Source organism: Inquilinus sp. (assembly GCF_057815775.1).
This window is the reverse complement of the sequence record NZ_JBYRFX010000122.1, coordinates 1-15717: the sequence shown is the minus strand read 5'-3', so window position 1 is coordinate 15717 and position 15717 is coordinate 1. Positions and strand designations below refer to the sequence as shown.

The window sequence follows — 15717 nt, the reverse complement described above, 5'->3', positions numbered from 1 at the left end:
CGTCAGCCCGGGCCAGCATGTCCGCAAAGGCGACCTGCTGGCCGTCCTCGACAATCCCGACCTGGCCGCGGCGGTCGAGGAGGCGAAGGCCGCCGCCGCCAGCGCCGGGGCCGATCGGGACAATGTCTATTCCGGCGTCCGCGCGGAGCAGCAGGCAATCGCCACCCAGGCGGTGGAGACGGCACAGGCCAACCTCGAATTGGCCCAGCAGGAGAATGTCCGGGCCGTCGCGCTGGCGGCCAAGAACTTCGCCAGCCGCCAGAAGCTGGACGAGAGCACGGCGTCGCTGGCCAAGGCGCAGGCCGACCTCGATCTCAAGCAGGCGCAGCTCGCAGCGGCGAAGGCGGGCCCCACCGCCGAGGAACGGGCCCTGGCGGATGCCAGGGTGACGCTGGCGGAGGCGACGGTGGCCGATCTCCAGGCCCAGCTGGACAAGACCCGGCTGACCGCCCCGGTCGACGGCACCATCGGCATCCGCGTCGCCGAGCCCGGCGAGATCATCGGCCCGGGAAAGCCGGTGCTGACCCTGGAGGCCGCCGGCGAGCGCTGGTTCGCCTTCACCCTGCGCGAGGACGCCCTTCCCGGCATGGCCCTCGGCGGCGTCGTGGCCCTGACGACGCCGGACGGGCGCCGCATCGACGCCCGCGTGACCGAGCTGCGTCCCCTCGGCGAATTCGCCACCTGGAGGGCGGCCCGCGCCGTCGGCGATCATGATCTCAATGCCTTCCGGCTCCGGCTCGATCCTGGTGGCGGCGCCGACGGCCTGGAGCCCGGAATGACCGTCTGGCTGGCTTCGATGCCAGGGCAATCACCGACCGACTGAGCTGGGATTAATATCCACCATTTCATGCAGGCCAAATCTCGTCCGAGCGGGACGCAACCAGACGTCACGGAGATTAACACAGGAATCCACGCACGCGACCTTCGGCCAAAGCAGAATCCGATTATTGAGGTTCATATCCAGCGGCTAGAAGGTCGTTTGCCCACAGCGGCGGGTAAACGGTCGGAAGGGGTTTCGAATGACATCCCATAGGTCGTGCGCAGGAACGCACTGAGCTTGGAAAAGGCGTCCTCGATCTTCGGAGCAAGTCCGAGGAGGTTGAGGCCAGACAAGTAGGGCGGCAGGTAGCGTAGCAGCCCCGGCGGTTTCGATGGGCGACGCACGTCGACGCCCTTTTGTGCGGCACGTTGTCCATGTGACGGTGTCCCCGCCACAGGGTCGGGACCAGAACATGCTCGATGTAGGCTTGGAACGGTGCCCGGTTCATGGGTCCATCGAGGATCAAGTGCGGTCATGCCATCTAGGTGCAGGACGACGTTAGGAGTCGAAGTTTTCCAGCCTCTGTGTGGGACAGCGGCCCGACATTGCGGACCCCACAGCCCGGCCATTTTTCGTTGAAGGCCCGATTTCGTCGATGAAGCCCAGGCTGTCCGGATTGAGGTCGGGCGGGGCTTCGACTCAGGCCCTCCGCCCCCTCTTTGGGGGACTCGCCGGCTCTTCCCGGGGGAGCGGTGGGCGACACCCAGGCCGTCTTCAGATCGCCGCGAGGGCTTCGCTGCGACGCTCGAACTTCGAGCGGCGTGGATCACCCTTAGGCAGCTTGTCGGCGAGACTTTTTCGGATGGCTGCGCCGAGCCGATCATGCGTTCTCGCCTGAAGGAGATCACCGGCGGCCTTGCACACCATCGCGGCGGTCGCATGCACCCGCCAATTCGCCAGGGGGACCGTCACACCATCACAAGCAGCCAGGGCCTCGGCAACATCGGCCAGCGCCTCGGATACCTCACCGCAGGCCAAGGCCGCCCGTGCGCGCGCCTCCCATGCCAGTGCCTGCCACGACCGCTCGTCGGTTTGCGCTGCTAGGTCACAAAGGCCTTTCGCACGCAAGTGGGCCGCGGCGCGATCACCTTTCGCAATGAGGACATCAACCAGTCCCCATCCCAGCGCCAAGCGCCAATACCAGTCCAGATGAACCGGCTGCCGCCCCATCTCGTCCTCTGCTGCATGCAGATAGTCGAGCGCAGCGGCAGCGTTCCCGAGGCCCGCCTCGGCCAAGCCACAATGGACCAGCGCGATTCTTCGCTTGATGGGCAACATAGGGGTGGCGGGTGCCGCGGGACGCTCGAAGGCGGTGGCGGCGGCCGGCACACAGTCCTGGAGAACGCCTTCAAAATCCATTGCGTGGAAAAGCAAGGAGCCGCGATACACCTGAATATAATCCACCGCGGAGGGGTCATCCGCCTTTTCGAAAGCGGCGATATTGGTGGCGAATCTCTCAAGTCCAGCTTCGAGTTCCCCAAGGGCTACAAAGGACCAGGGCACGCCGATATGACGCATCCAAACCGCGCCGGCGAGCTCGGCTTCCACCATGTCTTGAGCGCTCTCACGCAGCAGACGGAAGCCATGATCCACGAGGATGCCAACCTCCCGGTAGCGTGTCGAGAACATACACACCATGCTGAAACTGATCTTCGCCCGCGCGATAGCGAGGCTGTCGCCGCTTTCTTCGAGCCGAGCCAGCGCGTTCTCGCATTCGCGAGCGTCGGCCTTGCTCCAACCGGACTGCCACAGCCGCCGTGCGTAGGCCGCCATCCGCGTCACGTCTCGCTGGATCGGGTCGGCCAGTGTCTCGCAGAGCGCCAGGACCTCATCGAGCAAACGGAGGCTTTGCGCAATGTCGTGCCAGCTGGCCGCATAGGCCAAGCCAATCAGCGCTCTGCACTGTGCCTCGACATCACAAAATTGGCCGGCCTTCGTCGCAAGTTCCGCATAGGTCTCTCCGGCCTGAGGATCATGAGCGACGGCTTGGATGCCGGCACGCCGCTCGAGGAACTCTATCTCTGCTGGAGGCCGGGAGACATGAGCAAGGTTTGCGATCAGTTCAAAAGCGCGATCCAGGATCGCCAAGGCATCGCGCCGGGCAAAGCGACCGTTTGCGACGCGCAGGGCGGATCGCAGATAGTCGAGCGCTCGTGACCAATTTCGAGCCAGGGCGAAGTGCTGCGCCAGCCGGATGGCCAGATCGTCGCGAAGATCCGGCGGGTAGATTTCCTCCAATCGCTCGCCGATCATACGGTGCAATTCCGCAAGACGCAGCGGCCCGATTCGATCGTACAGCACTTGCCGATAGACCGCATGACTGAAGGAATAGGTCCGGACAACCCGGTTGTCGGGAAGGGTCAGCAGCTTGCCGCGGCGAATGGTAGACGAGGGGAAGTCGTCGCAGACGGCTTCGAAGGACCGCTCATCCATCTCCGCGGCGCGGGCCGTCGTCGCTGGGTCGAAAGGATCGCCAGCCACGCATGCGGCCTCGAGCACGCGCCGTTGCTCATTCGTCATTCCTTCCAGCTTTAACTCAATCGAGCGCCCGAGCGTCGGGTGGGTCTCGGATGCCAGCTTGCTGAGGGGGACAAGGGAGCGCCAGCCAAGCCCTGTCCGTTCGACGTTTCCACGCTGAAGCAAATGCTCCAGCACCACTCGCATGAACAATGGATTGCCGCCGGTACGCTCTTCGATGAACTCGCCGAACTCCGAAGAACTTGCGACATCCCCGGTGCCACCCGACAAGATCTCGATGATCGCGCTCGCTGACAGCGGGACGAGTTCGATCTCTGTGGAGAATTTGCGCAGAGCAAGATCCTGCGTCATCTGGCGCAAAGGCCGCTGAGCTGCCGTCAAGTCCTCTGGCCGATAGGTTGCAATCAGTAGAAGCTTCGCGCACGAGCGGCGGCGACACAACGCTGAGATCAGGTCGATCGTCGCGAAATCGGCCCAGTGCAGATCCTCCAGCACCAGGATCAGGGGGCGCTCTGTTGCTAGCGCCTCGAACAGACCGCACGCCTCACGCACCATCCGGCTCGGCGCCCCGTGCATTGCCTGCTGCTGCAGCGCCATCCGCTCGGCTGCGGAAAACTGCGCCGGCATCTGGGCCGCCCAGGAGGGAGCCAGGGACTCAAGCGCCCGAACAGCCCCGGTGCCGGCATCCTTGCCGAGCTCTCCCAGCGCCTCAAAGATCGGATAGTAGGGCTCGGCCCCCGCGAAATTCTCGACGCAATGGCCTTGCGCGACGACGAAATCGGCATAAGTCGACGCATGGGCCAGGAACTGCTGGACCAGCGTCGTCTTGCCAAACCCCGGTTCGCCGCTGATGAACGCCGCCTGGGGTTCGCCTGCAGCCGCATGCTCGAGCAGCGCCAAGAGGCTGTGCAGCGCCTCGGCACGGCCGGCGAATATGCCCAGATCGACAATGGGGCCGCGCTTTCCGACTGAAGACGGGGCTGCCCTCAACCTGCCGATGAAGCGATAGCCCCGGCCCCGCTCTGTCTCGATAAACCGGGGACTGGAGATGGTGTCGCCTAGAGCCGTCCTGATCGCGAGAATATGGCTCTTCAGCACCTCGGGTTGCACGTGCACGCCTGGCCATAACGCTTCCAGCAGTTCATTGTGAGTCACCAGCCGGCCGAAGTTTTCGGCCAAGTAACGAAGGACGTCGAACGACCTCGGCGTCAGCTTGACGCGCTCATCCTCGCCGTCGGTGCGGGTGCGCCAGAGGCAGAGATTATCCCGGTCGATCCAGAACGCTGACGCATCGGCCACGTCGATCATGGCATGGCTTCCATTGGCAAAGGCGGCGGACATTGCCTCGATCCCAGCGAGTCAGCGCTCGAAGTGGGCGTCGGCGCAAGCGTCGAGGGCCGCATCCGCCTGCCCGCAGACAATCGCTCATCATGGAGTGATGACCGGCAATCACGCCTCAACAAGCAGAGCCTGCGTGTCGGGCAGCCCTTCTGCAACCATACGAGCATCGGCTCAAGCTGTTCCTTTGGTCAGACCCTCTCATATTTGGGTCTTGGTTGTTGTAAAGGTGACGACTGGCCGTGGCCAAGAGGCATCAGAGCAGCCCCATCGACCTGGCCCGACACACCGCCTCGGTTCGAGTGCTAGCGGCCAGCTTCATGAAGATCCGCTTTACGTGCGATTTCACCGTTTCCGGTGAGATTGCAAGAGCTCGGGCGATCTGCTTGTTCGGAAAGCCCTCGCCGATCAGGCCGAGGATCTCACACTCCCGTGCCGAGAGCGTATCGCCGACATGGTTCGCGGTTCGCACGGACTGTCTTTCGATTTGGTGGGCATCCCGCTGCGACAGCAGGCTGCCTAAGATGGGCAGAATGTCGCTGTCCGCCGACCCGGGCGCCTCGCACCGGGCATAGGCTCGCCTCAGGAGCGTTCCCGATCCCTCCCCGCCCTCAAGAAAGGTTTGGTACACACCTGCGGCCACACCGACCTGGAGCGTGTGGAGCATGAGCGCGTCCGCCTCCTCAGTCTCGCCGATCACGGCGAGCATCTCCGCCAGTTCCACCGCCAGCCGGCATCCGGAATAGAGACCCCGCTTCTCGACGGCCTGACGGTAGAGTTGCCGCAGCGCTACCACGGCTTCGACCGACGGCTCCTCAGCCCAGGAGACGCGCCAGCGCGTCAGTGTGCGGAACCGTCCGATCTCAGTATCAATATGCCCGGGGCCCGCGCGATGCGTCCTAGCAAGGCGATCGAGGTGCTCGAAGCAGAGACGGGCCTCCTTTCGTCGGCCCTCCCGCAGCAGCAGGCTGGCGCGCTCGGCGAGGCACACCGCGATCAGTCTCGGCCAGCCACGCCGTTCCCCCAGCGCTTCGGCTTCGCGAAGCAGTAGGGACGCCAATTTGAACTGCATCCTGTGCTGGGCGATCCGCGTTAGGACGAGATACGCGCGCAAGGCGCAATCGACTGGACTTACCGCATTGATTGCAGGCAGACGGTCGCGGAGGATTTTGTCAGCTTGGTCCAGAAGGCCCTCCTCGTACAGCACCTGTGCAGTGAGACATGCCGGAAGAGCCGAGAGGCCGCCGAGTCCTCCGGGCACGGCCTCAGCGATGGCCGAGGCGTCGGACGCCAGCCGCTTGGCCGTGGCGATATGCATCTGATGAAACGCCGCCACCGCCTCGATCGACAGGTCGAGCACTGCGGAGATGGCCCGCGACTTCGACCATTCTGTGCGAGGTTGATGCCTCGGCAGCGAATGGAAGACGTCAAAGTCGCCGAGGTGCCAGTATCCCAGGCGGCAAAGAGTAGCAGCGGCGTGGCGCCGGGAGTTCGAGTCGTTCTCCTTCAAATGGGACAGGGCGATCGGAAGGGCGGCGGGGCTGTTGTCCTGGAAGGCCAGACCGGACGCCCGGAGCAGTTGCGCCACCGCACGAAACCGCCGCGCCTCGGCGGACGGAATGTCATCGAGCTGCAGTTCAATGCGATCGATCGAGCCGAGAGCCTCGTCGATCTGAGACGCCAGTATCAGACGCCGCGCCTGTGCAAGACCCCGCCTGATCTGGAATTGTGAGCCGCCGGTCAGGTTCCGCCGCGCCCTGCATCCCGCGAGGGTACCGAATATCGATTCGTCTGGGGAGAGCCGCTCGGAGGGCAGGCCGGTGCTCGGTTCTCCGCCGAGAGCCGGAAGTAGCACCGGCGAGTCCGGAATTCGGAGCATCTCGGAAGTTTCTGGAACACCACTCTGCGTCATGACATCATTCCCGCGCGCTTCGCAAACGAGACATCCAGCAGACGGACACCGCTGCCGGGACAGTGCATTATCCCGGAGGCTAAGGCGGAAGCCCCCTGCGGTCGTGATGCCCAGGTAATCTTTGCGTAGAGATTCGGTCTCGTTCAGTGTAGCGACGGTCGCGATGGCGTCGGGGCCCGGCACGCGATCCTCCCGTGTCCGCCGGAACGGCGATCCAATCCCCCGTAAGGGGGATGGCCGCGGCCCTGGGAAAGGGGCAATTTTTCTTCCGGAGCCGCGCTCGTCGTGGTCCTTGAGCAGCGCACGCCAGCGGCGCAACAGTGTCGAGCAAGGGGCGAAGTACCCTCGCCTCGGCTCTGCCGCGTCTCCTGATGAGGGTGCCGCGTGGGGGGTAACGGCGATGACGGTCGACAGCAACCTGACGGAACTGACCGCCGTCATCGTCGCCAGCTTCGTCTCCAACAATCCGATGACGGCAATCGAACTGCCGACACTGATTTCGACCGTGCACGCAACGCTGCTCAGGATCGACGGACTCCGGACGGGTTCGGCGGCTGTCCGGACGCCTGCCGTGCCGGTCGAGGAGTCGATCACCCGGGAATATCTGGTTTGCCTTAACGACGGACAAAAGTTGCGCTCGCTCAAACGCTATCTCAAGCGCAAGTACGCTCTGTCGCCGGAGGAATACCGGAGCCATTGGGGATTGCCGGACGATTATCGATGGTTGCGCCCGGCTATGCCGAGCTTCGTGCGAGAATCGCGAAACGACAGGCGGGCGACCCAGCCGGCCGATCCAGCGCGCCGAAGCGGGACGATACATGAGCGCCTGCCGTGCAGTTGTGACAGATGATTCCACCGGCCTATTCTTGCCGTAGCCCTTCCCCGCCTCGGCCCGGATAGGCGCGGAAGGGCCAGCCGGCGCCTACCCCCGAATTTGGCCACGGGACTGCATGGATGGCCCGAACATCCGCCACGACAAGATTCCGCGGCACGGCAACCGTCAGGGCGATGCCGCCGAGATCTCTGGGCTCAACGCCGACGCCGAGCGTCCGGGACTTGGGGCCGGTTGACAGGGTTTGATGCTCCGATGCGCGATACCTTCGATTGGAGAGGGCCGGCTAGGACTTGCAGAGCCAACTAGATCTTGTCCCATTTCTCCCTGAGCGCCTTCTTGTCGACCTTGCCAACGCTCGTTTTGGGGAGCGCGTCGACAAACAGGATCTCGTCCGGGATTCCGTATTTCGAGATTACTCCGGCACCAGCGAAAGCTCTCAGATGAGCCTTGATCTGCCTATCGCTGAGTTCGGTGCCTGTCCCGGCCTCCCTGACGACGAGCGCAAATGGACGCTCGCCCCATTTGTCGTCCTTGACGCCGACGACGGCGGCCTCCGCCACCCCCTCGCACTGGGATATGAGGTCTTCGATCTGGATCGACGACACCCATTCGCCGCCGGTCTTGATGACATCCTTCATCCGGTCGACGACGCGAAGGTAGCCGTTCGGCTCGATGACGCCGATGTCGTTGGTGTGCAGGTAACCGCCGGCCCACAACCGCTCGGAAGCCTCGGCATCGTCGACATATCCCTGGGTGAGCCACGGGGCACGCACGACAATCTCGCCGGTGGTCTTGCCGTCATGGGGCACTTCGCTCCGATCCGCGTCGACCAGGCGGATATCGACCAGCGGCGCAGGGATGCCCGCCTTGATCCGGATCTCGACCTCCGTCTCCGGGTCGCTGGCAAGGTCCGCGGATTTCACCTGCGCCATGCACAGCAGCGGTGCGCTCTCCGACATCCCGTAGCCGGCAAAGACGTCGACGCCCAGCGCGAGTGCCTGCCTGGCGAGGGCCTTCGGCAGTTCCGAACCGCCGACCACCATCTTCAGGCCGGCGAGATCGGTGTCCGCCGCCGTGGCCGCGCCAAGCAGCATGTGCAGGATCGTCGGCACGCCATGCGTGAAGGTGACGCCCTCGGTCTTGATCAGCTTGAGCAGCACGGCGGCGTCGTAGCGACCGGGATACACCTGCTTGACGCCGGAAAGCGTCGCCGTCCACGGCAGCCCCCAGGCATGGGCATGAAACATCGGCGTGATCGGCATGTAGACGTCGTCGCGACAGAACCGTCCTTGTTGCGCCGCAGTCCCGAGAAACGCCATTTCCGCAAGCGAATGAAGCACCACCTGTCGATGGCTGAAGGAAACGCCTTTCGGCGCGCCCGTCGTCCCGGTCGTGTAAAAGGTGGTGGCAACGGCATTTTCGTCGAAGTCGGGAAAGTGGTGATCGGGCGAGGCGTCGGAGAGAAGATCCTCATATTCCCCGACAAACGTCAGGCTGCCGGTTTCAGGCGCGGGTCGATCCGACATCACGACCATTCGCCTTACCTTGGGCAGCGGATCTTTGATGCCCTCCAGCAGCGGTACAAAGTCATCGTTGACGAGAAGCACCGAGGCGCCCGCGTGATTGATCGTGTAAGCGATCTGTTCGGGCGGCAACCGGACATTCACCGTCTGCAGGACAGCCCCCATCATCGGGACGGCGAAGTAAGCCTCCAGGAACCGATTGCTGTCCCAGTCGAGCACACCGACAGTGTCGCCTGGACCAACGCCGAGCCTGGTGAGGCAGGATGCAAGCCGCCCGATGCGCTCACGCAACTGTCGGTAGGTGAATCGCTTCAGGTCGCGATAGACGATAACCTGGTCCGGCGCCTGCAAAAGCGGTGTGTGCCACAACTGCTTTACAAGAAGTGGGTAGTTGTAAGCGGATTTGGCGACCTGCATGAACGTGTCGGCCATCGTGGCGTCCCCAGGGAAATGGCGGCGGGTTGATGCCCGTCGCCGGGCACCAACTCCATCCACCGTGCATCGCGTTTCGAGGACGCGTCGCGGTCCGGACGCCCGGGCGACGCGTTCACCCCACTTCGGCTACGACCTCGCTGCCGCGGCCTTGGCCCGCAATTCGAGCAGACCGATCAGCACCTCGTCCCGCTCCGCGGCCAGATCGTCGATCGAGCGCGAGCCCACCTCGGCATGAACGCCGGCGATCAGCTTTTCCTGGAGCTCGGGAGTCAGTTCCGGCGACCCCAGGACCTTCCACCATGCCGTCATCGGGCCGGTGAACTGGTGCAGGAAGTGCTCCATGCCGCCCTGACCACCGCCGAGATGGTTGAGGAGGACCTGGCCCATGATGCCCCACCGGAGCCCGGGGCCCCAACACAGCGCGGCGTCGGCATCGGCGACGCTGACAACGCCCTCGGCCACCAGATGGTACACCTCCCGGGCCAGGGCGGCCTGCAGGCGATTGGCGACATGCCCGGGCACTTCCTTGTTCAGGCGAACGGTCCGCTTGCCCAGCGCGGTGTAGAAGTGCGAGGCGTGCCGGATCGTCTCCTCGGACGTCTTCGCGCCACCGACGATCTCGACCAGCGGGATCAGGTGCGGCGGGTTGAACGGATGCGCGATGACGCAGCGCTCCGGGTGCGACGGGCAGCCGGATTGGATCTCGCTCATCGTCAGGCCGGACGAGCTCGAGGCGATGATCACATCGGGCGGCAGCAGCGCATCGAGCTGCCCGTACAGCTTCTTCTTGAAATCGATCCGCTCGGGTCCGTTTTCCTGGACGAGATCAGCGCCCTTCACCGCCTCGGCCAGGTCGGCCTCGAAGGCCAGCCGCAGCGGGGAGGCGCCGGGGGAGAGCCCCAGCCTTTCGAGCGCGGGCCACGCCTCGTCGACAAAGCGTCTCAGCGAGGCTTCCGCATCGGGGGCGACATCCGTCGCCACGACATCGAGGCCCTTCGCCAGGAAGAGTGCCGCCCAGCTCGCGCCGATGACACCCGTACCGATGATGGCGACCGTCGAGATCGGCCTGTTGCCAACCATGGTCAATTCTCCTGTGAGGGGATTTCGGCGTAGGCGACGCCGGCCAGATTGCCCTGCGCGGCGAGAAGCACACGCTTGTCGGAACCATCGAGCGCCGCGGAATACAGCGAGCCGCCGAGGTCGGTGACGAACATCCGGTTGGCGGGAACATCGAGCGCAAGGCCGATGCCTTCCATCAGGTCGCTGACGACGAGCTCCGGCTCGGAACCACTGCTGGCCGGTATATCGATCGACGCGCGATTGACCGAATTGCCGAATGGCGGGTTGCCGCGATCCGTCCAATAGAGAACCCGGCTTTCGAGGTCGAGCTCCAGATCGATCGGTTCCGGCAGGCCGTCGAACCACACTTCGATATCCGAGCGCCCGGCGGCATTCTCGCCTTCCGGGATGTCGATGCCGGCGCGGAGGATACGGCCGCGGCCGGCATTATCCGGCCCCTTCTGCGTCCAGTAGATCTGCCGGCGCTTGGGATCGATCGTGATGCCGACGCACCACTGCGTGGCGTCGCCGCGGCCGTTGCCGCCATCGCCTGTCTTGACCAGCGTCTCGACATCGGTGCCGTCGAGATTGGCACGCATCACACGCATGCCCTCGCGGTCGCACCAATAGAGCTTGCCTCTCCGCTTCTCCAGGTGAAGCTGCTTCGGCGTGAAAGTGACGCCCTGGGGCACGATGACCTTGCGGTTGGTCCCGTCCAGGTTGGCGCGCTCGATGGAGCCGTCGTTGAGGGTAGGCACGCCCATATTGGTCCAGTAGATATGGCCGGCCTCGACATCGACCACGATGCCATCGGGAAAATGGCAGTCGGCGACGATGACCTTCCGCTCGGATCCGTCCGGCCTCATCGAATGAATGCGGCCGCCGCTGAGTTCAAGGACGTACAATCGGCCGGTCTCGGCCTGGCGGCCGGATTCTGGTTTAGGCTTCGTTGCAAAAGCATCAGTCATGGCTCTTCCTTTCACAGCCCAGGTGTGCATGCCCAGGCATTGCCGCGGCATCGCGCCCTGCCCGGTCGTCGGTAAATGGCCTAGGGGATCGGTGTAGTGTGCCCGGTTCCGGTGACGTGAGGCGGCCGCCTCTCCAGAAATGCCGACAGCGCTTCCGTCGCCTCTTCGGAACGTACCTGCACGCTGAAGGCTTCGTTCTCCGCCGTCATGGCCGCCCTGACCTGGTCGCGAAAAGAGCGCTTCAGAAGTCGCTTGGTGGCCTGCAGCGCCCCAGCCGGTTTTCCGGCTAGGATCCGCGCCGCTTCGGTCGCCGCCGGCAAGGAATCCTGATCGGGCACCACCTGCGTGACCAACCCGAGCTCCGCGGCACGCCTGGCATCGAATGGCCGTCCCAACAGGATCAACTCCGCCGCACGAGCAGGCCCAAACGTAATCGGAGCGAGCCAGGTCGATCCGAACTCCGGCACCAAGGCGAGGCTGGTGAAGGGCATCTGGAACTTGGTGCTCTCCCCGGCATAGACGAGATCGCAATGGAACAGCATGGTGGTTCCACCCCCGATCGCGGCACCACGCACGGCAGCCACCAGCGGCTTGTCGAAATCGAGCAGCGCATTCATCATGCGAGCCTGCGCAGACTCCCCCGGCCCCGGAGGGTTCGCCAGAAAATCCTCGATGTCGTTTCCCGCGCAGAAAGAATCGCCTGCGCCGTGCCAGAGCACGACGCGGATGTGCTCATCCCTGGCCGCGTCTCGGAAGATTGCTGCGAGCCTGTCGTACATGCTCGCAGTCATCGCATTCAGCTTTACCGGGCGATTCAGCTCGACGCGAAGTATCCCTTCCGCCAGATCGGTGACCACATCGTTCATCGACTTGCCTCCATCCACTCAATCTTATTCGGACCGGCACGGTCCGAGCCGTTGTGACGCATCGGGTTACGCGGTGCGCCCTGCGGCATTCGGAACGGTGCCGCTGGTGTTCAGGTTGTCGATCTCGCTCGCGCTGAAGCCAAGTTGCGCGAGGATTTCCGCATTGTGCTCGCCGAGTTCGGGCGCGCGTCTGGCCGGAACCTTGGCGACGCCATGCACCTGGATCGGGCTGCTGATGGTCGAGGTTAGCTTGCCGCCGGCGCCGTCGAGCGGAACGACGATGTCGTTCGCCCTGAGCTGGGGGTCGTTGATCACTTCACTGGGGGCGTGCACCTCGCCGAAGGTGAGATGGGCCTGCTCAAAGACCTCGCGCCAGTGCGCCATCGGCTGCGACGCGAAGGTCTGGTCCAGCACCGCCGTCAGCTGCGCCGCGTTCGCGGCCTGTTTCGCCGGGTCGGCAAACCGGGCATCCGTCAACAGATCCGGGCGGGCGATGCCATGCGCCAGTGCCGGCCACTTGTCCGGTGTCAGCACGATCAGGAACCACAGGTCGTCGGCGGCGCGATAGACGTTGAACGTCGCGTTGGGCGGATCGGCCCGGTCGTGCAGCGGGAAGAAGGCCGCGCCACACAGCGCGGCCTGGACGGAGACCGCACTAGCCCAGACGCCGGAGGCGAGTAGCGACGTCGTGACGTACGAGCCCTTGCCGGAGCGCTCGCGCCGGTAGAGCGCCGTGACGATCGCCGAATACAGGCTCATCGCGGTGGCATGGTCGCCGCTGCCCGACACAGGCAGCGTCGGCGGAGCTCCGGCATCCCGGGTCAGCGACAGCAGGCCGCTGCGCGCCCAATAGGCCGTAATGTCGAAGCCCGGAAGCTGTGCGTCCGGCCCCTTGTCGCCATAACCGGTGACATCCGCGTAGATCAGGCGCGGATTCCACGGCGCGACATCCTCATAGCCGAGCCTGAGCTTCTCGCGCGCGGGATGCGGCGTGTTGACGATCAGAACATCCGCCCACTCGACCAGCCGGCGAAGGACATCTCTCGCCCCCGGCGACTTGAGGTCGAGTGCCAACCCTCGCTTGTTTCGGTTGTTGAGGTGCCAGGGATAATTGTCGTTGGCGCGCGGCAGCGGCGGAATTTCATATCCGATCCGCCATGTGTCGCCGGTCGGCGCCTCGACCTTGATCACGTCGGCGCCGAAGTCGGACAGGATCACCGCGGCCCCCGGACCGGCGATGAAGCTCGCCAGGTCCACCACCTTCACTCCGGAGAAAATGTTGTCGCTTGCCATGTGCTGTGCTTTCCGAATTGCCGTTTGCGGCGGATGTCCGTCATCGTCCGTGGAACCGGGGCGCGCGCTTTTCCTGGAAGGCGGCCGTGCCCTCCCTCTTGTCTTCGGTCGCGGCGCAGAGCCCGAAATAGGCGGCCTCGAGCAGCAGGCCTTCGCCCTGGCTCGCCTCACTGCCCCGGTTCACCGCATCGAGCGCGAAGCTGACGGCAACGGGCGCGTTTGCGGCGATCTTGGTCAGAATCGCCTCGGCGCGTGAGATCAGCTCCGCGGCCGAGACGATCTCGTTGACGAGCCCGATGCGATGGGCCTCCTGCGCGCTGATCATGTCGCCGGACAGGATGAGCTGCAGGGCCCGCCCCTTGCCGACCAGTCGCGGGAGTCGTTGCGTTCCGCCGCCGCCAGGGATGAGCCCGAGAGCAACTTCCGGCTGGCCGAACCTGGCGGAGTCCACCGCGATCCTGATGGTGCAGGCCATCGCAGTCTCGCAGCCGCCGCCAAGGGCAAAGCCGTTCACGGCCGCAATGACCGGCTTGCCGAGGTTTTCGATGAGATCGAGGACACTCTGCCCGAAACGGCTGGACCGTTCCGCCTCGACCGCCGAGACCTGCGCGAGCTCGCCGATATCAGCGCCCGCGATAAACGCCTTGTCACCGGCGCCGGTCAGAATGACGCCGCGGATCGCGGCATCGTCCCGGGCGTCCTCGAAGGCCCTCCCCAGATCCGACCACGTCGCCTTGTTCAGGGCGTTGAGGACGTTCGGGCGGTTCACGGTGATGTGGGCAATGTCGTCCTTTTTGGAATAGAGGACGTTTGCGAGCGCCGGGCCCGCCGTTTCCGAAGCCATGATGAATGTCCCGTTCAGGAAGGGCGGAAGCCAGGGCGAACCCGGGGTTCGCCTTGGCTCACACGAAGGCGCCAAGCCCGGTGATGGCTTTGCCCACGATCAGATTCTGCATCTGGTAGGTGCCTTCGTAGGAGTAGAGCGCTTCGGCATCCGCGAAGAAGCGCGCGACGTTGTAGTCGGCGACGATGCCGTTGCCGCCCAGGATCTCGCGGCCCCAGGAGACGGTCTCGCGCGACTTGGCGGTGCAGAACGCCTTCGCCAGCGAGGCGTGATGGTCTTCGAGCTTGCCGTCGTCATCCATCTGCGCCAGGCGGACCATCAGGCACTGGCACGCGGTCACATTGGCAAGCATCTTGGCGAGCAGGTCCTGCACCAGTTGGAATGAAGCGATCGGCTTGCCGAACTGCAGTCGCTCCTGCGCGTATTTCAGCGTGGCCTCGAACGCGCCCATCTGGATGCCGGTCGAGGCCCAGCCGACCATGTACCGCGTCATGCGCAGCACCCGTGCGGTGTCGCGGAACGAGTTACCGCTCTGCAGGCGGTCCCCCTCCGGCACCCGGACGTCCTGCAGCGTGATGACACCGTTCTGGACGACCTTGAGCGCGATCTTGTGCTCGATCTTCTCGACGGTGAAACCCGGCGTCGTTTTGTTCTCGACGATGAAACCCTTCACCTGGTTGTCGGCGAGGTCGCGCGCCCAGATGATCGAGACGTCACACCACGTCGCGTTGCCGATCCAGCGCTTCTGCCCGTTGAGCACCCAGGTGTCGCCGTCACGCTGGGCGGTGGTGGTGAGCCCTCCGCTCGTGCCCGAGCCGACCAGCGGTTCGGTCAGGCCGAAACAGCCGATTTTCTCCCAACGCGCCATCGGCGGCAGCCATTTCTGCTTCTGCTCCTCCGATCCGTCGAGATAGATCGAGCCCATGGCCAGGCCGCTGTGCACGCCGAAGAAGGTGCAGAATGAAGCGTCGACGCGGGCCAGCTCCATCGCGACGAAGCCGAACAGCTTCTGGCTTCCGCCGGCGCAGCCATACCCCTCGAAGCCAAGCCCGCCGATCCCGAGTTCCTTGAACGAGGGTAGCAGCTCGAATGGAAACGCGTCGTCGGACCAGTATTTGTTGATGATGGGCTGAACCCTGGTCTCCATATAGGTCCGCACCTTCCTGACCACCGCCAACTCATCCGGGGTCAGGGTATCCACGAGCTGGTAGAAGTCGCTGTTCGGCAACGGAAGCGGCTTCGGCTCCTTTTTTGCTGAGGTCGCCGAACTTGTGACTGGCGCCGCCGGTATTGCCATTTCATTGCTCCTTCGATGTCACTGGAGTGGTCGTCAGCGAAGTTAGTGG

General features: G+C 64.4%; 11 protein-coding genes. 2 read left to right on the top strand and 9 right to left on the bottom strand.

The window, feature by feature from the left end; translation table 11 throughout:
- Window positions 1-823: HlyD family secretion protein (locus tag AC3XYG_RS04535; protein ID WP_489138624.1), on the top strand; the 823-nt coding region annotated here is incomplete at its 5' end.
- A gap of 711 nt (window positions 824-1534) precedes the next feature.
- Here the strand turns inward: AC3XYG_RS04535 and AC3XYG_RS04530 are convergent.
- The gene (locus AC3XYG_RS04530; protein ID WP_489138623.1) at window positions 1535-4639 is read right to left on the bottom strand and encodes an ATP-binding protein; all 3105 of its coding nucleotides are present in this window, start codon (window positions 4637-4639) and stop codon (window positions 1535-1537) included.
- A gap of 253 nt (window positions 4640-4892) precedes the next feature.
- Entirely contained in the window at window positions 4893-6548 is a 1656-nt protein-coding gene (locus AC3XYG_RS04525; RefSeq protein ID WP_489138622.1) for a helix-turn-helix transcriptional regulator, read from the bottom strand.
- A gap of 400 nt (window positions 6549-6948) precedes the next feature.
- On the opposite strand from AC3XYG_RS04525, the gene AC3XYG_RS04520 reads away from it, so the two are divergent.
- Window positions 6949-7398, top strand: a complete 450-nt coding sequence (locus AC3XYG_RS04520) for a Ros/MucR family transcriptional regulator (RefSeq protein WP_489138621.1) — start codon at window positions 6949-6951, stop codon at window positions 7396-7398.
- 287 nt (window positions 7399-7685) lie between these two features.
- On the opposite strand, the gene AC3XYG_RS04515 is transcribed toward AC3XYG_RS04520, so the two are convergent.
- From AC3XYG_RS04515 to AC3XYG_RS04485, 7 genes are all read right to left on the bottom strand, one after another.
- Entirely contained in the window at window positions 7686-9338 is a 1653-nt protein-coding gene (locus AC3XYG_RS04515; protein ID WP_489138620.1) for a fatty acid--CoA ligase, read from the bottom strand.
- Window positions 9339-9467: 129 nt separating this feature from the next.
- Window positions 9468-10421 (bottom strand): 3-hydroxyacyl-CoA dehydrogenase NAD-binding domain-containing protein, encoded by a 954-nt coding sequence (locus tag AC3XYG_RS04510; RefSeq protein WP_489138619.1) that lies wholly within the window; start codon window positions 10419-10421, stop codon window positions 9468-9470.
- A gap of 2 nt (window positions 10422-10423) precedes the next feature.
- On the bottom strand, window positions 10424-11368 hold the full coding sequence (locus tag AC3XYG_RS04505) for a hypothetical protein (RefSeq protein WP_489138618.1): 945 nt from the start codon (window positions 11366-11368) through the stop codon (window positions 10424-10426).
- A gap of 80 nt (window positions 11369-11448) precedes the next feature.
- Window positions 11449-12234, bottom strand: coding sequence for an enoyl-CoA hydratase (locus AC3XYG_RS04500; RefSeq protein ID WP_489138617.1), 786 nt, complete (start codon window positions 12232-12234; stop codon window positions 11449-11451).
- A 66-nt stretch (window positions 12235-12300) separates the two neighbouring features.
- The gene (locus tag AC3XYG_RS04495) at window positions 12301-13527 is read right to left on the bottom strand and encodes a CaiB/BaiF CoA transferase family protein (protein WP_489138616.1); all 1227 of its coding nucleotides are present in this window, start codon (window positions 13525-13527) and stop codon (window positions 12301-12303) included.
- Window positions 13528-13567: 40 nt separating this feature from the next.
- Window positions 13568-14371, bottom strand: coding sequence for an enoyl-CoA hydratase-related protein (locus AC3XYG_RS04490; RefSeq protein WP_489138615.1), 804 nt, complete (start codon window positions 14369-14371; stop codon window positions 13568-13570).
- A 58-nt stretch (window positions 14372-14429) separates the two neighbouring features.
- Window positions 14430-15599, bottom strand: coding sequence for an acyl-CoA dehydrogenase family protein (locus tag AC3XYG_RS04485; protein ID WP_489138614.1), 1170 nt, complete (start codon window positions 15597-15599; stop codon window positions 14430-14432).
- Window positions 15600-15717 lie beyond the last annotated feature (118 nt).